Below are 18,473 nucleotides of genomic sequence, written 5' to 3'. Positions count from 1 at the left end.
AGGCCGGGCGCCGAAGCCGGGGCCCCCTGGTGGGGGCGCCGCCCTCGACGAACCCGTCACAGGCGACACGCTCACCACCGCCTTCTGGTGGTCGACCGGCTTGATCGCTGCCGCGCGCTGGTCGCCTCCCTGCTCCACCGGCGCGCGGTCCCGGAGCAGGACCTCCGGTCGTCCCCATGTGATCCGGCCCGAGGGAGCCGCACAGGCCCGAGGGGCCGCCGCCCGCGGGGAGACGGTGCCTGCCGCCGGCCTGCGGGACGGTTCGTGTGTGGCGGCGCCGGCACTGCCGCAGCGGTCGCAACCGCCGGGAATTCTCGAGGTCGGCGGGTGGTGGAGCGGTATGCAGGCGGCCCCTGGCGGGGCTGGAAGCTGTGGCCCGTGTCAGTCGTACTGGTGTGCGATGTCGGGCAGTGGCCGCGGCTGAGAGCGTCGCGCGGCGGCTGACGTTGGGCTGCCGTGCGAGGGGGTACTCACGGGCCATGCGAATCAGCGTGGTTGACGTGGGATCGAACACGGTCAGACTGGTCGTCGCGGACGCGGAGGGAGGGGTGCCGCTGCCCGTTCACACCGCCAAGTGGCGACTGAGGCTGTCCGATCACGTGAAACCCGGCGGCCCGGTGCCGGAGGAGGCGGTCGAACGGCTGGTCGATGCGGTCGCCGAGGCGGGCAGAACCGCGACCCGGTGGGGCGCGGCGGAGCCGTTGGCCTTCGCGACCGCGGTGGTGCGCGGCGCCCGGAACCGGCAGGAGGTCCTGCGCACGGTGCGGGCCCGGACGGGAGTCGGGCTGTGCACCCTGCCGGGCGAGGTGGAGGCCGAGCTGACGTTCCTCGGGGCGCGGCGCTGGATGGGCTGGCGGTCGGGGCCGCTCGCCCTGCTGGACATCGGCGGCGGTTCACTCGAAGTGGCTTTCGGCCGTGGGCGGTTACCGGACTTCGTGGCCTCTCTGCCGCTCGGCGCGAGCCGGCTGACCCACGAGCACTTCGAGGGCCAGGACCCGCCGCCGCCGGAGCTGGTGCGGGCGCTGCGCCGCAAGGTCCGGCATCAGCTGCGGGACGTGGCGGCCCGGATCCGCTGGGAGGGCCCGCACACCGCGGTGGCCACCTCGCGCACCTTCCAACAGCTGGGCCGCCTGTGCGGGGCCCCTCCCGGACGCTACGGCCCGTTCGAGGAACGCCGGTTGCGCCGGGCGGACCTGCGGGAGGCGATCGGCCGCCTGGCCGTCCTGCCCGCCGCCCAACGCGCCCTGCTGCCCGGCATCTCCGCCCCCCGCGCGATGCAGAGCCTGGCCGGCGCGGTGGTCGGGCACACGGCCATGAAACTGACCGGGATCACGACGCTCACGATCTGCCCGTGGGCGATCCGCGAAGGCGTGCTGCTGCGTCACATCGAGGACGGCGCGTCCTGGTGGGCGGAGATCGTCCGCCGCAACGAGGAGACCGCTCCCCCGGGTCCGGTACCGCTGCGCATCGCCACGGCGACCAACTGAACCGAGGAAGCCAGAGGAAGAAGCCTGAGGAACCCCAGGAATCCCAGGAACCCGAGGAAGGAGACAGCCGTGTCCGATGCCGGGAAGAGCGACCGCAAGGACGGCCGGACCGATGAGCCCGGGACCGCGTTCGAAGAGGTCCTGCGTGAGGTCGAGGACGCCGAGACGCGCACCCGGGACTCCGCCGAGCAGCGGCGGCACCGGGGCGAGGCCTCGGAGGCCATCACCCCGAACACCCGCGCGCAGGAGGAGTCCGAGGGCGAGTGACTAGTGTGCTGCGCCCGAAGTTCGTCGGCAGATTCGCGCCTTGCCCTGCCGGGCTGGTCGGCCGCCCCTCCGGCCCCGGCCTGCGAGTACTCGACCGAGTCGGCAGCGCCGGACTGCCAAGAACCGACGACGAATTAACGGCGCAGGACACTAGCCTGGCGGCGCGCCCAGGGGGTGCGCCGCCAGGGCGCTCGCCACGCCGTACAGGTCGGCCGCCATGGCCCGGCCCGTTTGGTGCGACCGGTCGCGGCCCTGCTCGTCGTCGAGGTAGTCGGGGCCCGGGCCCGGCCCGAGGTGCCAGTAGGTCCACGCCCGGCCGGGGATGGTGTAGCCGATGTCGGCGAGCGCGCCCGAGATCTCGCTGATGACGTGGTGGGCGCCGTCCTCGTTGCCGGTGACGACCACACCCGCGACCCGGGGCGACCGGCCTGCCCTCGCAGTCGGTCTCGGACATGAGCGCGTCCATCCGCTCCAGCACCCTCCCCCAGAGGGGTGCCCCCAGGCGGGGGAGGAGGGCCGGTCGAGCCAGGTCGGCGAGGCCATGACGAGGATCTCGGCCTCCAGCAGCTTGTCGTGGACGCGCGGCCAGTCGTCGCCCTCGCGTACGGGCTCGCTGGTCACGCCGGTTCGATGGCCAGGTCGACGGCCCGGACGACCTCGACGTCCGCACCGTCCTTCGCGAGCCGCTCGGCGACGACGCCCGCCAGTGCCTCGGTGTTGGAGGGGTCCGGCGACTTCTTGAGCGTGCAGTTGATCACGAGTGCCTTCATGTGGGCTCGGAGTACCCCCTCTGGGCGGCTCCACGCCGGTGGATGGCCGAGCACGGCCGGGGTACCCGGGGCTCATGCCACACGAGAGTCACGAACCACGGCTGCCCCTCGCCCGGGGGCCGGTCTCGGCAGCCGTCGCGGAGTACCTGCGGGGCGCCGGACCACTGCCGGACCACGAGGAGGTGGCGGGCGCGGCCGTCTACGGCGACGACCTCCAGCTCGCGCTGTACCTCTGCTACGAGCTGCACTACCGCGGGTTCGAGGGCGTCGCCCCGGACCGCGAGTGGGACCCGGACCTGCTGCGCACCCGCGCCGCGCTGGAGCACCGCTTCCTGGCCGCGCTGCGTGCCGACACGGCCGTACACGACAGCGTGGACGACGCGCTCGCCGACCTCCTGGTCGAACCCCTCGACGGGACGGGCGTCAGCCACTACCTGCAGAAGGAGGGCGAGCTGTGGCAGCTGCGCGAGTACGCCGCGCAGCGCTCGCTGTACCACCTCAAGGAGGCCGATCCGCACGCCTGGGTGCTGCCGCGGCTGTGGGGCCGGGCCAAGGCGGGGATGGCGGCGGTGGAGTTCGACGAGTACGGCGGCGGCCGCCCCGACCGGGTGCACGCGCGGCTGTTCGCCGACCTGATGTGCGACCTGGACCTCGACACGGCGTACGGGCACTACCTCGACGCGGCCTGCGCGGAGATGCTGGCCACGGTGAACCTCATGTCCCTGTTCGGTCTGCACCGGTCCCTGCGGGGCGCCCTGGTGGGTCACTTCGCGTCGGTCGAGATCACGTCGTCACCCGGTTCCCGGCGGCTGGCCGAGGCGATGCGGCGCACGGACGCCGGACCGGCGGCCGAGTTCTTCTACGACGAGCACGTCGAGGCGGACGCCGTGCACGAGCAGGTCGTACGCCACGAGGTCATCGGCGGGCTGCTCGCCGAGGAGCCGCATCTGGCGGCCGACGTGGCCTTCGGCATCGACGCCACCGAACACGTCGAGGGCCACCTGGCCGCCCGGCTGCTCACCGACTGGCGGGCCGGACGGTCGTCGCTGCGCACGCCCACGGTTTCCGAAATCTCCCATATCTCCTGATTGCCGGGGTACACGAGCGACGTGAATCCTTTGGTACTGCCGCTGGTCCTCCCGGGCGTCTACGCCCCTCAGGAGGACACCGCCCTGCTGGCCGGGGCCCTGTCAGAAGAACCGCTTCCGCCGGGCGCGGAGGTCCTCGACGTGGGCACCGGTTCCGGTGCGCTGGCCTTGGAGGCCGCGCGCCGCGGCACACGCGTGACCGCCGTGGACGTGTCGTGGCGAGCGGTGGCCACGGCCCGGCTGAACGCCTGGCGGGCGGGAGTGCCAGTACGCATACGGCGCGGGAACCTCTTCGGCCCCGTGCGGGGCCAGTCCTTCGACCTCATCCTGACCAACCCGCCGTACGTGCCGGCACCCATGGTGCGGTTGCCGCGCGGTCCTGCCCGGGCCTGGGACGCGGGCCGGGACGGGCGGTTGGTACTGGACCGGATCTGCCGGGAGGCACCGGATCTGCTGCGCCCCGGGGGCGTCGTGCTGATCGTGCACTCCGCGCTCAGCGATCCGGGCCGGACGCTGGAGCATCTGCGGACGGCCGGACTCAAGGCGTCGGTGACCCGCCGCAGCCGGATCGCGTTCGGTCCGGTGCTGCGGGGGCGGGAGGGCTGGCTGCGGGAGCGCGGGCTGCTGCCTCCCGCCGAGAAGCAGGAGGAGCTGGTGGTCGTCCGTGCCGAACTCCCCGTCTGACACGCCTCGCAGGATCACCGTGCAACGCCGGGGCCCGCTGCTGGTGGAGGGGCCGGTGGAGGTGGAACTGGAGGACGGCACCACGGTCCGCTCCGACCGCTTCCGGGTGGCTCTGTGCACCTGCCGGCGCAGCCGGCGGTACCCCTGGTGCGACACCAGTCACCGCGACCGGAGCCGGAACCAGCAGGGCGGCCAAGAACAGAAGGACAGGGAAGGGAAGTGACCCGAGGGGTCGGCGGGCGGCCCCACTCCGCCCACCGACCCCCGGTGCGGGATCACAGGTCTCCGCGAAAGCGGCTCGCACTCCCCATCTGCGGGCCCCTCGGGACATTCCGGAGAACGTGCGATCCCGGTCCATCAGAACGTGAAGACGCTGCTCCCCTGGAAGCTCTTCACGCACTCGTTGGCGAAGGTGCGCTCGTAGGAGACGCGCTGACCGCGCCACACGCCGTCGACTGTGACGACCACGGGGTCGTACTCCTTGGTGCACAGGACGCCGTCCCTGACCGCCAGGGCGTCGAAGTCACCGTCCGCGGCGCGCAGTTCCGCGCAGGCGGAGACGGCGGCCGGGTGGGTGCCCGAGGCGGTCGGGGCACAGGTCAGGGTGACCGCGCGTTCCGGGGTGACGGTGGCGGCGCTGTCGCCGTGGCCCACGGTGAGGACCAGGGCCGAGGGGGCGTAGAGCGCGTTCGGGGTGGTGGTCGGTTGTGCGAGGGCGGCGCCCGTCAGGGGTCCACAGACGGCGGTGGCCGCAAGGCCCAGGGTCGCTGCCCAGCGCGCGGTGTTCCGCATTGTGTGCATCCTTCCGCTCGATTCGACGAGATGTCGGTGTGCCGCGATCCGACTCGGTCGGTGCCGGCGCGGCGAGCGCGAGTCTGCCGAGTCCGGCCCCGAATCTCACATCGACCCCACCGGTTTCAGTAACCTTGCGTATTGAATCAGTGGCGTGAAGTAACGGAATTCGAACGCACCCACCCTGCAATCGCACGGTGCCCGATCTCCCGTTCCGGCCGGATGGCCGGATTCCCCCCGTCACTTAATAGGCCTGAAACATTCCGATTCAGCCCTCGGCGCACTTCCGGTCCGCCCCTTGCCTTCCCACCGAGATGGAGTAATCGTGATTACATGATTACGAAAGAGCAGCACGAGAAGCTGCGCGGCTGGTTCGCCGGCCGCCTGCCGGACGACCTCTTCGAGGCGCTGGTCGAGGTCACGGCCGACCGCGAGGAGATCACCGTGATCGGCCGCATTCCCGAGCCCCGGCTGGCGCAGGACGTCTCGGCCGCCGAACGGGAGGCCGCCGTCCAGGGCCGGGTCCAGGAGTTCCGGGAGCGCACCCGGGAGACCCGGATCGCGGTGGCGGGCGAGGCCGAGCACCGGTTCCGCAGGAAGGTGTCCTGGGGCGTGGAGTGCGGCGGGGAGCGGGTCCTGTTCACCCATGTGGCGGCGCCCGTGATGACCCGGCTGCGCCAGCCCGAGCGCCAGGTGCTCGACACCCTCGTGGCCGGCGGTGTCGCCCGCAGCCGCAGCGACGCCCTCGCCTGGTGCGTCCGCCTGGTCCAGCGCCACACCGACGACTGGCTCGCCGAGTTGCGGGACTCCCTCGAACACGTGCAGCGGGTGCGGGCCCAGGGGCCCGACGCCGAGCCGGAGGACGCCGCGACGGACGGTGAGTGACCGGGCGGTGGACGACTCCTCAGGTCACGCTCCGAAGGACGGCTGAACCGGCCTCCGGTGCGGATCCCGCACACGGCCGCTGTTCCCGAACAGCGGGCGGACCCGCGCCTACTCGCCGGTATCGTCGGGGCGACGCTGCTCGACGAGGAGAGGCGGAGCGGTACCGATGGCCAAGCACTGGGCGGACTTCCAGTACGAGATCTATCTGAACGGGATGTCGGGCGCCGTACCGCGCCTGCCCACCGATCTGACCCGGCTGGAGGAGCTGACCGGGCAGCGGCTCGGCCCCGGCCCGGTCGGCTATGTGGCGGGCAGCGCGGGGGACGGCAGTACGGCCCGCGCCAACCGGGCCGCACTGGAGCGTCGCCGGATCGTGCCGCGCATGCTGCGGGACGTCCGTGAACGGGACCTGTCCGTCGAGGTGTGCGGCCGCGCCCTGCCCGCGCCGCTGGCCCTGGCGCCGGTCGGCGTGCTGTCGATCATGCACCCCGACGCCGAGCCCGCCGCCGCCCGGGCCGCCGCGGCGCAGGGTGTGCCGTACATCCTGTCCTCGGCGTCCAGTACGCCGATGGAGCAGGTCGCCGAGGCGATGGGCGACGCCGAGCGGTGGTTCCAGCTGTACTGGCCGAAGGACCCGGAGGTGGCCCGGAGTTTCCTGGACCGGGCGAAGGCCGCCGCGTTCACCGCGCTGGTCGTCACGCTCGACACCCCGCTGCTGTCCTGGCGTCCGCGCGACCTCGACCAGGCGTATCTGCCGTTCCTGCACGGCGTGGGCACCGCCAACTACTTCTCGGACCCGGCGTTCCGGGCGGGCCTGGCCAAGCCGGTGCACGAGGACCCGAACGCGGCGGTGATGCACTTCGTCGGCATGTTCGCCGACCCCGGCAAGACCTGGCCGGACCTGGCGTTCCTGCGGGAGAACTGGGACGGCCCGATCGTCCTCAAGGGCGTGCTGCACCCGGACGACGCCCGCCTCGCCGCCGACGCCGGGATGGACGGCGTGGTGGTGTCCAACCACGGCGGCCGTCAGGTGGCCGGCGCGGTCGCGGCGGCCGACGCGCTGCCGCGGGTCGCGGAAGCGGTCGGCGACCGCCTGACCGTCCTGTTCGACAGCGGCGTCCGCACCGGCGACGACGTCTTCAAGGCCCTGGCCCTCGGCGCCCGGGCGGTCCTGGTCGGACGGCCGTACGTCTACGGGCTCGGACTCGACGGCCAGGCGGGCGTCGAGCACGTGATCCGCTGTCTGCTGGCGGAGCTGGACCTCACCCTCGCCCTGTCCGGACACGCCACCCCGGCGACCGTGGGCTCCGCCGACCTGGTGGAGGAGCCCGCATGAGAGCCGGACGAACCCCGCCGGCCAAGCCCTAACCCCGGTCCGAAAGCCCCACCGCCCGCGCGCCGGGCGCCCGCGTGCCGGTGGCCGACAGCGAGCCGGGGGTGGCCGTCGACGCGGGGTCGGCGAGCCAGTACTGCTCGGTGACCCCGTCACGGACCTTGACGACGATGTCGGAACCCGGGTCGGCGCCGGTGGTGGTGAGGGCGAGCTGCTCGTCCCAGCGGGGCAGCAACTCGCCCTGCACGGTGAGGTCGTAGCGCACGTCGTCGGCCCGCTTCGCCTTCTCGCCCGCGCACGTGCCGAGAATGACCACCCCGGCGTCGGCGTGCGAGTCGAGACACAGGTCGGGCTCCGCCACGCTGCGCAGCAGCCCGTCGCTCTCGTACGACCACTGCTGCGTGGGCACGGACGAGCACGCCGCCAGTTCGGTCCCGGCGCCGGACCTGGGCTCGCCCCTGATGTCCAGGCACAGGTCGGCGCCGAGGTTGCGCAGCCTGGTGCGGCCGGGAGCGATGGGGAGCTGGGCGGTGCCGGAGGACGCCGTGGGCGGGGCCTGGCCGCCGGCTCCCGGTGCCGCGCCCACGGCCCCGTTCCCGCTGGTGGAGGCGGCCGGGTCGACCCCGTCGCCGTCCGACCACTGGCCGGCGACGAGCACGGTCGCGAGCAGCCCGGCGGAGGCGAGGCCCACGCCCGTCAGGAGCGTCCTCGAGGAGCGCAGTCCGCCCAGGGGCCGGCGGCCGGGCGAGGGGATCCCCGGCAGCAGCCGACGGCGTCCGCCGCCGTGCCGGGAGGAGCCGCGCGCGCGGGGCGGCTCCTGCGACCGGCTCGGCCGGGACTCGAGATAGCGCCGGGCGCCCCAGCCGAGCACCGACTCGGCGAGCAGGACACCCAGGCCGCCCTCGAAATGACTCAGTTGTTCGGCGGCGTTCCGGCAGTGGCGGCACTCCCCCAGATGGTGCTGGACATCCGGCAACAGCGCCCCGCCGCGGCGAATCGGAACGTCGAGGAGACGGTTGTAGAAGCGGCAATCCTTGCTCGGCGCGAGTTCTCGATGGGCATGTACACAACCCTCACGGAATTTTTCACGCGCTTGTTCGAGAGCCGCCGACGCGGTGCCGGTGTCCATGCCGAGGAGAGCGGCGGGGACGGCCATGGGTTCCGCCTCGACCTCGACGTGCCACAGCAAACACCGGGCGAGTCCGGGAAGAGCGTGGAATGAACGCTCGGCCAACTTGCGATTTTCGGGTGTCAGCGACTTGGCCGCCCGCATACCGCGGCCTCCGGCCGGTTTCCCCAACTCCGGCAGTGCTCCGGATATGTGCTCCTCGGAGGACCACTGTCTGACGGTGTCCCGCACTGTCACGAGTAACCGCGGCCGCAGCGCCACGGCCGGCTCGCCCAGGGTGAGCCGGTCGAGCACCTGGTGGAAGGCGGCGGCGGTGACCATGGAGGCGGTGCCCTCCGGGGAGGCGAGACAGATCGCCGCGTACTCGTGGACCGGCTGCCAGTGCCGCGCCATGAGCAGCGCGACGGACTTGCCGACCTCGACGTCCGAACGGCCTCTCAGCGCGGCGCCGAGGCCCTCGTCGGATTCCTCGGGAGCCCCGCCGACCGGGGGGTAAGGCGGGCGAGGAGGATGGGGGGTTGGCACTGAGCGGATTCCTTCCCACGCACACGGGGGCACAGAAGTTCTTACCGCCGAAAAGAAGCCCGGACTGGCACTCACCTTTCCGGCGCGGACATGAGGAGTATGAATTCACCGCCTCCGTCCGCCCCGGTTCCCCACGGAACGAATGCGAGCCGGCCCTTACCCCCCACACGGTTGTTCACCCTCGCACAAGTCACTCACGGCCAACAAGGCACTGGAGAAACCTGCACATCATTGAAAGAAAGTCAGAAACGGCCGCACGGCAGTAGGCAACTCATCGCGCCCGCACCGGTTCTTTCCGCCCTCGCGTGCGCCCCGTGTGATGCACGCACACGCGCCGGAGCGGTACGCACGCTCCCGGCGCACACCGCCGCGTAGTGCACTGGAACCGGCCCATCCTCGGAGGCCCCCGCGCAGGACGGCGGCTCTCCTGCGCGCAGCCGGCCGCCGACCCCGTTCCTCCCGCCCTCGGTCGGCGGCCCCGAGGACGGCCGATGCACCGACACCCGGGGAACGTCAGATCTGCCAGGAACGCAGCCGGTCGGCCGCGCCGTAGACGTCCGTCTTGCCGGAGATCAGGTCGCGGGCGAGGTCGACGAGGGCGCCGTAGGGCGGGTCGATGCCGACGCCGCTGACGAACATGTAGGCCACCGCCGTCGCACAGGCGAAGCGTGCGTTGGCCGACGGCAGCGGCTTGAGCAGGGCGATGGTGTGCAGCAGTGCGGCGGCCCGCCAGGCCGGGTCGGAGTCCACGCCGAGGCGGGGCGGGTCGACGCGGTGCCGGGCGACGGCGGCGACCAGGGCGGAGAAGTCGTTGATCGTGGGCTGGTCGGGCAGAACCTCTTCGTGCCGCTGGAGCAGCCAGGGCACGTCGATGTGAACGACGGGAGCCATGGGTCAGGCGACCCGCCCCTCGCCCTTGGCGGACGGTTCGTCGTCCGGGAAGGCCTGCGCGAACTCCTCGGCGTGGGACGCGAAGAACCGGCGGAACGCCTCCGCGCCCTCCTGCAGTGCTCGGTGCCGGGCGATGTCGGCGGCGGCCGCCTCTCGCACGAGGGCCTTCATGGACGTACCCCGCTCCTTGGCGATCTGCCGCAGGTCCTCTAGCTCGCGGTCGCTGAACTCCACGTTGAGAGCTGGCATGCCCTCACGGTACCGCGCGGGTACTTACGCGTAAATATCCCCAGGTCAGACAGACAGCGCGCCGGTACCGGAGGGGCCGGTGGACGGTGACCCGAGGGTGCGGCTTGGGTCACCGTCCACCGGCCCCGTGCCAGGAACCGGCGTCGCACGGCCGGGCGACTCGTGGAGCACGAGCCGCCCGCTCCTACCCCTGGTCCGCCACGAACGACGCCATCCGGGTCAGGGCCGAGTTCCAGTTGATGGTGTGCTCGTTCGTCGACCAGGACTGGATGTCGTCGATGTAGCAGAACTGACCGACGCAGCCCTGGAGTTTGCTCTGTGCGTAGGGGTCCTGGATGCTCGAGTTCGGTCCGCCCGCGAGGGTCCCGTCGGGCGGGGCCGGCTGGCTCGGGTCGAGCTGGCGGGCGTACCAACGGCTGTGCTGGTTGTGGGCGTTGACCTCGCCGTAGCCGGTCACGTACGACATGTTCAGCGCGTTGCGGCCGAGGATGTAGTCCATGCTCTGGACGGCGCCGTCACGGTACTTCGAGGCGCCGCTGATGTCGTACGCGGTGGCGATGACGACCGCGTTGTGCAGGATCTGGTGGTTGGAGCCCCAGTCGTAGAGGTTGTCGGCGGGGGCGTACGGCATGCCGTACGGATGCGCCTTGAGGGTGGCCAGGTAGCGGTCCGCGCCCTTGATCACGGACTGGCGCACCTTGTCCCGGCCGGGCAGCCTGCTCGGTACGGTCGCGAGGTCCAGGCGGGCCGCCGCGGCCGTCCTGGCCCAGTCGTAGCCGAGGGGGCCGAAGATGTCGGCCGTGTGGACCGGCGAGGCGAGGACGTGGTCCGCGAAGGCCTTCTCCCCCGTGGTCAGGTACAGCTCGGCCGCCGCCCAGTAGAACTCGTCGGTGGCGTCGGAGTCGGCGTAGGCGCCGCCGCCGATGCCGTCATTGGGGTCGGCGTACATCTCGGGATGCGCGAGGGCGGCCGTCCAGGCCTTGCGGGCGGCGGCGAGGGCCTTCGCCGCGAAGGCCTTGTCGTAGGGCCGGTACAGGCGGGCGGCCTGCGCGGCCGTCGCCGCGAGGTTCAGCGTGGCCTGGGTGCTCGGCGGGTGCAGTTCACGCTTCTGCGGGTCGTCACTGGGCAGCAGCGGCAGCCCGGTCCACTGCTCGTCGTGCATCTTGTGGTGGGCCATGCCGGCCAGCGGCTGCCCGTCCGGAACCTGCATCTTCAGCAGGAAGTCCAGCTCCCAGCGGACCTCGTCGAGAATGTCCGGCACCTTGTTGCCGCTCTCCGGGATGGCGAGCGAGCCGTCGCCCAGCTTGGCCGGCTGCCCGGTGCGGGCCGTCAGGGAACGCTCGTGGGTGCTCAGCAGCTCCCAGGTGGAGATGCCGCCGTTGACGACGTACTTGCCGTGGTCGCCGGCGTCGTACCAGCCGCCGGTGACATCGAGCGTGTAGTCGCAGACGCCCGGCTGACAGGGCACGTTCGAGTCGCCCTGGTTGGGCGCCACGTCGACGTGGCCGGCGGGGCGGGCGTAGCCGGGGCGCAGGTCGTCGCGGATCGCGAGGCCGCTGCGTTGCGTGTAGTAGTACTTCGCGGCGTCCAGGCGCAGCTTCTCGTAGGCGCTCGTGCCGATGTCGAAGGGGCGGCTCCTCTCGCCGTCCACGACCAGGGTGAGACCGGTGCCCTGCTTCTTGTGGGCGCCGAAGTCGACCGAGTGGACGTTCTGTCCGGAGGAGGCGTCGGTGCCGCGTGGCACGGTCCAGCCCCGGGCGACGACCGCGCCGCCGGAGTTCTCGAGCTGCCAGGGAAGTTTCGCGGTCGCGTCGGTGACCAGGGTGGCGTTCTTGGGGCCCGCGGGCAGGTAGGCGACCTGGTTGACGCGTACCCGGGGTCCGGTGTCGGGCTCGTAGACCTCGGGCGGTACCCCGCCGAGCAGCGACACGTCGTCCATGCAGAAGCGGAACGGTTCTGCGCTGCCGCCGAGCTGGAAGCCGACCTGGCCCTGGGCGGTGTCCACGGGCGAGGTGAACGTGTAGGAGTACGCGTTCCCGGACACGCTCAGCTGCGGGCTCACCTCGAAGTAGGTGTCGTACGGGGCGGCCGACAGGCCCACGATCGCGCGCAGGACGTGTCCGTCGGGTGTGCCGTTCGCGGTGAAGGAGAACCTGTACGACTCCCCCTTGACCAGGGTGAGGTCGTTCTGGCCGACAGCGGCGTCCCAGCGGTTGGCGGTGCCGCCCGGCACGTCCGCGCACAGCTGCCCGTCGGACAGGCCCGCGGTGACGTTGCTGGTGGTCCACCAGGGGGCGGTGGTGGTGTCGAAGGTGCCGTTCCTGACCTGTTCGACCTCGTCGGCGGCGGCCCCGGGGGCGGGGAGGCCCACGAGTGCCGCCCCCAACAGGGCCGTCAGGGAGAGCAAGGCGGTTCTGCGTCGTTTCACGTCTGGGCTCCTCGGGGGGAGGTGCGGGTGACGCTCGGCGTGGGAGCGCTCCCAGATGCGGACGCAGGCCATGTTTGTTGGAGGCATGACACCGAGTCAACGGTCCGGACGGGACTGGTTTCCCGTCCGGACCGCACGACCCGGCTCAGCCGGCCGGGACCTCCAGCCTGCTGATGCGCACCGCACCCCGGGTTTCGCCGGGGTGGGCGCTGGTCAGCGTGAGTCGCAGCCGGGAGCCGCGGACGGCGTCGAAGGTGATGACCGTCGGCTCGTCCGAGGCGGTGCCCCAGTCGACGGCCGCCCTTTCGACGGGCACGTACCGGATGCCGTCCCACACCTCGGCCTCGGCGGAGGCGGGCAGGCTGTGGGCCGCGCTCAGGGTGAAGGAGACCTCCACGCGGTCGAAGGTCCGCGTCCGGCCGAAGTCCACCGAGACCCAGTCCTCGGCCCTGGCGCCGCTGAACGCGGGCAGCAGGGCGGTGGCCGCCTTGGTGAAGGCGTTGGACCAGCCGGTGGCCGGGTCGCCGTCGAGCATCGCGGCCGGGAGGGTGTCCGCGCGCCCGGAGTAACTGGCGTCCGCGTAGGGGTGGCCGGAGGGCGCCGGGTGGTCGGGCTCGAAGGCGGCCGCCGGGGTGGTCGCGGCCGACCGGGCGGGCGTGGTGCCCACGGTCACGGTGCCCGACCGCAGCCCTTCCACCCGCGCGGTCGCCTTCAGGGCCCCCGGCTCGGTGCCCGACCGCACGATCGCGAGTGCCTTGCCGTGGAAGGCGGTTCGCGTACTCGCCTGGTAGCGCTCAGCGCTCTCCTCACGGCCGTTGTCGAGACCGGCGAGGGAGCCGCCCTTCACTCCGAAGGAGATCAGGTGCTCGGCGCCGGGTACGACGACCCCGCGGGCGTCCACGATGTCCGCGGTGACGAAGGCGAGCGAACGGCCGTCGGCGGCGACGGTCTTGCGGTCCGCGGTGAGGCGTACGGCGTGCGGCTTCCCTGCGGTGCGCAGGACGTCGGTGGCGACCACCCTGCCCCCGCGGCGGGCCACCGCCTTCAGCTCGCCCGGCTGGTAGGGCACCTTCCAGGTGAGGTGGAGCTTGCCCGCGCTGCCGTTCGGGCTGGTGTAACTGCCGGGGTAGGGGCCGTCGGTGAAGGTCTTGTCGTCGCCGGTCGCCTCGGTGGTCTCCAGGTACGCGCGGCCGTCGGTGGTCTTCTTCTCGTCGAACGTCCGGGTGCCGAGGGACCTGCCGTTGAGGAAGAGCTCGACGGTGGCGACGTTGGAGTACGCCCACACCTCGACCGTGTCGCCCTTCTCGTGGTTCCAGGTCATGGGCAGCAGATGGACCATGGGCTCGCTGGTCCACTGGCTCTGGAAGAGGTAGTACATGTCCTTCGGGAAGCCGGCCGTGTCGACCGCGCCGAAGAACGACGCCTTCACCGGGAAGACGTCGTAGGGCGTGGGCTCGCCGATGTAGTCGATGCCCGACCACAGGAACTCCCCGGTGAACCACTTCCGGTCCCGGTCTTTCTTGTGCCCGTACTCCCCGCTCATCGTCCAGGAGGCGAGGTTGTTGTCGTACGAGGAGGTCTCCCGCTTGCCCGGGGTGTGGTTCTCGCCGGTGTTGAGGCGTTCGGGCTCCTGGTAGGTGCCGCGGGTGGAGGTCTCGGAGGACGACTCCGACTCGAAGAGGAACAGGTTCGGGTAGCGGGCGTGCAGGGCGTCCACCGACTTGGCGGTGTTGTAGTTGAGTCCGAGCCCGTCGAGCTTGGCGAGGATCAGGTCGCCTGGGGAGCCCACGGCGGGCACGGTGCGGTGCCGGTGGGAGCCGATCACGACCGGGCGGGTGTCGTCGGACGCCTTGACCGCGGCGATCAGCCGGTCCGCCATGGCGAGGCCGGAGGTGGAGGTGAACTCGGAGATCTCGTTGCCGATCGACCACATGATGACGGCGGGCGAGTTGCGGGCGGCCAGCACCATCTCGGTGATGTCCCGGTCGGCCCACTCGTCGAAGAACCTGCCGTAGTCGTAGCGCGTCTTGGGACTGCGCCAGCAGTCGAACGCCTCCACCATCATCACGATGCCCAGTTCCTCGCAGACCTCGGTCATCTCCGGGGAGGGCGGGTTGTGGGAGGTGCGGAAGGCGTTGACGCCCATCGACTTCATGATGGTCATCTGTCTGCGGATCGCGTCGATGCTCACGGCGGCGCCGAGGGCGCCCAGGTCGTGGTGCAGGTCGACGCCCTTGATCTTGGCGTGGCGGCCGTTGAGGTGGAAGCCCTCGTCGGGGTCGATGCGGAGGGTGCGGATGCCGAAGGGGGTGCGGTAGGTGTCGACCGGCTTGCCGGCGACGCGGAGCTCGGTCTCCAGGGTGTAGCGGTGGGGCGAGGCGAAGTCCCAGAGCCTGGGTCTGGCGACGGTCAGCTCGTGGGTCTCGGTCGCCTCGGCGTCGACGGTGACCGTGGTGGCCGCACGGGCCACCGTGCGGCCTGTGGCGTCCTTGATCCGGGAGCGGATCTCGACCTCGCCCGCGGTGCCGGTCTCGTTCACCACGGAGGTCCGCACCTGGACGAGCGCCCGCTTCTCGGTGATGTCCGGCGTGGTGACGTACGTGCCCCAGCGCGCCACGTGCACCGGGTCGGTGACCACCAGGCGGGCCTCGCGGTAGATGCCGCTGCCCGAGTACCAGCGGCTGCTGGGAAGCCGGTTCTGCACCTTGACCGCGATCACGTTCTCGGTGCTGCCGTCGGTGTGCACCAGGTCGGTGACGTCCAGGGCGAAGCCGGTGTATCCGTAGGGGTGCCGGCCCACCTCCGTGCCGTTGCAGTAGACGTACGAGTCCATGTAGACGCCGTCGAACTCCACCGAGATCCGCTTGCCCGCCAGGGCGGGCGGCAGCGTGAAGGCGAGGCGGTACCAGCCGAGGCCACCGGGGAAGAAGCCGGTGCCGCTGGTGGTGCCGTTCTGCGTGGTCGGGGCCAGCTCGATGCTCCAGTCGTGCGGCACCGCGACCTGGCGCCACCCGGAGTCGTCGTGACCCGGGGCGGCGGCGTCGGCGTACTCGCCGGTCGGGTCGGTGATCCCGCCCTGATTGACCAGCGCGAAGCGCCAGCCGTCGCGCAACGCGACCGTACGGCGGCCCGCGGCACCCCCGGCCGCCTCGGCGGCCCACACCGCCGGGGTGCTCAGGAGCGCCCCGGCAGCCGGCGCTGCCGCCGAGGCGAGGAGAAGCGATCTGCGAGTGACCGTCATGGCGGCTCTCCCTCATTAGGGCCCAGAAGTACTCACAACTGATCGTGAACAAACAGATTCTGACGGTGTGCCACGCGCGCCCGTCAAGGGTGCGGTGGGCTGCTTCTGTCCCGGGCGTCACAACGGCCGGATTTCCCCCTTGACCACGGCTCAATGGCGGCCGCCGTCGGCACCGGGGTTCCCCGTCCGCGAGAGGCCGTGACGCACTAGGCTGGGACCGATGTGGCGCGCCTGTTCACTGTGAGTGTCCGCGATGGAGTGGCGACGATGAGCCCGGAGTATCCGTTCGACGATGCCGCGACAGCGCGGGCCGTCATCGACGACGCGGGCACTGTGGTCGAGTGGAACGAAGGCGCCCGCCTGCTCCTGGGCTGGCCCACCGCCGACGTCGTGGGCCGCCCCGCCGCCAAGCTGCTGGCCGACCCGGGGGACTTTCCCACGCCGGGCAAGCACCGCTGGGACGGCACTCTCGCCCTGCGCCACCGCGACGGCTCGACGGTGTCCGTGTGGCTGCTCGCCCACCACAGGGCATCGCAGGACGGCCCGGGCCACTGGCTCCTGGTCACTCCGCTGACCGGGGACGGCCCGCACGCGCCCGACGACCCGCTGGACAAGGCCGAGCTGGTCCAGTCCCCCTGTGCCGTCGCGGTGTACGACGAGCGGCTGCGGCTGCGCCGGATGAACGCCGCCATGGCCGAGGTGCTCGGGCTGCCCGAGGAGCGGGTGCGGGGGCTGCGGGTGCCCGAGATGAGCGGCAGACCGCAGAGCGAGGACATCGAGCGGCACCTGCACCGGGTGCTCGTCACCGGCCGGGGCCACGACGTGCGCACGTACCTGCCGATCGGCGGCAACGGCCGGATGAACGCCTGGCTGGCCCGCATGGCCCCGATCACCGACGCCAAGGGACGGGTGCGGGGCGTGTGTGTCGCCGCCCACGACTTCACCGACCAGTACCTGGCCCGGGAGCGGCTCCAGCTGGTGAACGAGGCCAGCGTCCGCATCGGCACCACCCTCGACGTCACCCGAACGGCTCAGGAGCTGGCGGACGTGCTCGTCCCCGCCGTCGCCGACTTCGTCAGTGTCGACCTGCTGGACCCTCCGGAGGCGGGGGGCGAGCCCTCCACCGTCCGGCTGACCGCCCCGATCAGGATGCGCCGGGCGGCCCACCGGTCCGTGAACCACGGCACCCCCGAGGCCGTGGCCACGCCGGGGCAGGTCGACTTCTACCCCGTCCCCTCGCCCCAGGCCGACTCGCTGATGGTGGGCCACACCATCGTGGCGACCACGGAGACCCGCGACCTCGCCGAATGGCTCGCCTGGGACCCGGCACGCAGGGACCGCGTCAAGGAGTACGGCATCCACTCCACGATGTCCGTGCCGATCCAGGCCCGCGGCCAGACCCTCGGCGTGGCCGTGCTGACCCGCTTCCGGCGGCCGGACCCGTTCACGCCGGACGACGTGCTGCTCGCGGAGGAGGTCACGGCCCGGGCGGCCGTCTGCATCGACAACGCCCGCCGCTACTCCCGCGAGCGCGAGACCGCCCTCGCCCTTCAGCGCAGCCTGCTGCCCCAGTCGCTGCCGCGCACCGCCGCCGTCGAAGCGGCCTCGCGCTACCTCCCGGCGGCCCGCGCGGGAGTGGGCGGCGACTGGTTCGACGTGATCCCGCTGTCCGGGATGCGGGTCGCGATGGTCGTCGGCGACGTCGTCGGTCACGGCATCCAGGCCTCGGCGACGATGGGCCGGCTGCGCACCGCCGTCCGCACCCTCGCCGACATCGACCTGGCCCCGGACGAACTGCTGACCCACCTCGACGACCTCGTCGTACGGCTGTCCGCGGAGGCCGGCAGCGAGGGCCGCCCCGGCGAGGTCGGCGCCACCTGTCTGTACGCCGTGTACGACCCGGTGTCGCGGCGCTGCACGATGGCCCGGGCGGGCCACCCGGCACCCGTGATGCTCCCGCCGGGCGGCGCGCCCCGGGAGGTCGACATGCCCCCGGGGCCGCCACTGGGCCTGGGCGGGCTGCCGTTCGAGTCCACGGAGCTGGAACTGACCGAGGGCACCGTGCTGTCCCTGTACACCGACGGGCTGATCGAGACCCGGGAGCGGGACATGGACGCCAGCCACGCCCTGCTCTGCGACGCCCTGGCGGTGCCCTCCGCCTCGCTGGAGGAGACCTGCGACCGCGTCCTGCACGGTCTGCTGCCCTCGGGCAGCGCGCTGGACGACGTGGCGCTGCTGCTGGCGCGCACCCGAGGGCTGCCCGCGTCCCAGGTCGCCACCTGGGACATCCCGGCCGACCCGGCGCTCGTCGCCCCGATCCGCAAGCAGGTCGTCGCCCAGCTCGACCGGTGGGGGATGAGCGAGGCGGCGTTCACCGCCGAGCTGGTGGTCAGCGAACTCGTCACCAACGCCATCCGGTACGGCGCCCACCCCATCCGGCTGCGGCTCATCCACGACGCGAGCACACTGATCTGCGAGGTCTCCGACACCAACCACACGGCCCCGCATCTGCGCCGGGCCAAGACCTGGGACGAGGGCGGCCGCGGTCTGCTGCTGGTGGCTCAGCTCACCGAGCGCTGGGGCAGCCGGCACACCACCGACGGCAAGACGATCTGGTCGGAGATCAACCTGATCGGCGAGGAGTGACGGAGCACTCGGCGTCGTAGGCACCTGGGGCCGCGTGCGCGAGGAGTTCCGGGAGTGT

The 18,473-nt window shown here is 72.0% G+C and carries 14 protein-coding genes and 1 pseudogene; 8 read left to right on the top strand and 7 right to left on the bottom strand.

Annotated features, from left to right (window positions below):
• The first annotated feature begins 479 nt into the window (after nt 1–479).
• Both KUM49_RS17895 and KUM49_RS17890 read left to right on the top strand, forming a co-directional pair.
• Entirely contained in the window at nt 480–1,487 is a 1,008-nt protein-coding gene (locus KUM49_RS17895) for a Ppx/GppA family phosphatase (protein WP_217237849.1), read from the top strand.
• A 69-nt stretch (nt 1,488–1,556) separates the two neighbouring features.
• Complete coding sequence (locus tag KUM49_RS17890) at nt 1,557–1,754, top strand: hypothetical protein (RefSeq protein ID WP_217237848.1); 198 nt, start codon at nt 1,557–1,559, stop codon at nt 1,752–1,754.
• Nucleotides 1,755–1,904: 150 nt separating this feature from the next.
• On the opposite strand, the pseudogene KUM49_RS17885 reads toward KUM49_RS17890, so the two are convergent.
• A pseudogene (locus KUM49_RS17885) lies at nt 1,905–2,524 on the bottom strand (flavodoxin family protein).
• Between the two features lie 74 nt (nt 2,525–2,598).
• Between KUM49_RS17885 and KUM49_RS17880 the strand changes: the two are divergent.
• From KUM49_RS17880 to KUM49_RS17870, 3 genes are read left to right on the top strand one after another with little or no spacing between them, the layout of a single operon-like run.
• Nucleotides 2,599–3,612 (top strand): iron-containing redox enzyme family protein, encoded by a 1,014-nt coding sequence (locus KUM49_RS17880; RefSeq protein ID WP_217237847.1) that lies wholly within the window; start codon nt 2,599–2,601, stop codon nt 3,610–3,612.
• 21 nt (nt 3,613–3,633) lie between these two features.
• Nucleotides 3,634–4,296 (top strand): HemK2/MTQ2 family protein methyltransferase, encoded by a 663-nt coding sequence (locus tag KUM49_RS17875; RefSeq protein ID WP_308406654.1) that lies wholly within the window; start codon nt 3,634–3,636, stop codon nt 4,294–4,296.
• A complete protein-coding gene (locus KUM49_RS17870; RefSeq protein WP_217237845.1) occupies nt 4,277–4,519 on the top strand; it encodes a CDGSH iron-sulfur domain-containing protein in 243 nt (80 codons plus the stop codon). Before KUM49_RS17875 ends, KUM49_RS17870 begins: the two co-directional genes overlap by 20 nt.
• A 134-nt stretch (nt 4,520–4,653) precedes the next feature.
• Here KUM49_RS17870 and KUM49_RS17865 read toward each other — a convergent pair whose 3' ends face one another.
• A complete protein-coding gene (locus KUM49_RS17865) occupies nt 4,654–5,088 on the bottom strand; it encodes a protease inhibitor (RefSeq protein ID WP_217237844.1) in 435 nt (144 codons plus the stop codon).
• Nucleotides 5,089–5,421: 333 nt separating this feature from the next.
• On the opposite strand from KUM49_RS17865, the gene KUM49_RS17860 reads away from it, so the two are divergent.
• Together KUM49_RS17860 and KUM49_RS17855 are read left to right on the top strand one after the other, a co-directional pair.
• Nucleotides 5,422–5,973, top strand: a complete 552-nt coding sequence (locus KUM49_RS17860) for a hypothetical protein (protein ID WP_217237843.1) — start codon at nt 5,422–5,424, stop codon at nt 5,971–5,973.
• A gap of 166 nt (nt 5,974–6,139) precedes the next feature.
• Nucleotides 6,140–7,309: a lactate 2-monooxygenase gene (locus tag KUM49_RS17855; protein WP_217237842.1), complete on the top strand. Its 1,170-nt coding sequence runs from the start codon at nt 6,140–6,142 to the stop codon at nt 7,307–7,309.
• A gap of 28 nt (nt 7,310–7,337) precedes the next feature.
• Here the strand turns inward: KUM49_RS17855 and KUM49_RS17850 are convergent, their stop codons facing one another.
• From KUM49_RS17850 to KUM49_RS17830, 5 genes are all read right to left on the bottom strand, one after another.
• Nucleotides 7,338–8,960 (bottom strand): RICIN domain-containing protein, encoded by a 1,623-nt coding sequence (locus tag KUM49_RS17850; RefSeq protein ID WP_217237841.1) that lies wholly within the window; start codon nt 8,958–8,960, stop codon nt 7,338–7,340.
• A 513-nt stretch (nt 8,961–9,473) separates the two neighbouring features.
• The gene (locus tag KUM49_RS17845; protein WP_217237840.1) at nt 9,474–9,851 is read right to left on the bottom strand and encodes a toxin Doc; all 378 of its coding nucleotides are present in this window, start codon (nt 9,849–9,851) and stop codon (nt 9,474–9,476) included.
• A gap of 3 nt (nt 9,852–9,854) precedes the next feature.
• The gene (locus KUM49_RS17840; RefSeq protein ID WP_217237839.1) at nt 9,855–10,100 is read right to left on the bottom strand and encodes a hypothetical protein; all 246 of its coding nucleotides are present in this window, start codon (nt 10,098–10,100) and stop codon (nt 9,855–9,857) included.
• A gap of 184 nt (nt 10,101–10,284) precedes the next feature.
• The gene (locus KUM49_RS17835; RefSeq protein ID WP_217237838.1) at nt 10,285–12,528 is read right to left on the bottom strand and encodes a glycoside hydrolase family 9 protein; all 2,244 of its coding nucleotides are present in this window, start codon (nt 12,526–12,528) and stop codon (nt 10,285–10,287) included.
• Between the two features lie 145 nt (nt 12,529–12,673).
• A complete protein-coding gene (locus KUM49_RS17830; protein WP_217237837.1) occupies nt 12,674–15,769 on the bottom strand; it encodes a glycoside hydrolase family 2 TIM barrel-domain containing protein in 3,096 nt (1,031 codons plus the stop codon).
• Nucleotides 15,770–16,036: 267 nt separating this feature from the next.
• Between KUM49_RS17830 and KUM49_RS17825 the strand changes: the two genes are divergently transcribed.
• Nucleotides 16,037–18,415, top strand: coding sequence for a SpoIIE family protein phosphatase (locus tag KUM49_RS17825; RefSeq protein WP_217237836.1), 2,379 nt, complete (start codon nt 16,037–16,039; stop codon nt 18,413–18,415).
• Nucleotides 18,416–18,473: the final 58 nt, after the last annotated feature.

It is taken from the genome of Streptomyces sp. AC555_RSS877, assembly GCF_019049245.1.
GTDB lineage: Bacteria > Actinomycetota > Actinomycetes > Streptomycetales > Streptomycetaceae > Streptomyces.
Note: the sequence above shows the minus strand (reverse complement) of the source record. Positions and strands in the feature narration are given on the sequence as shown.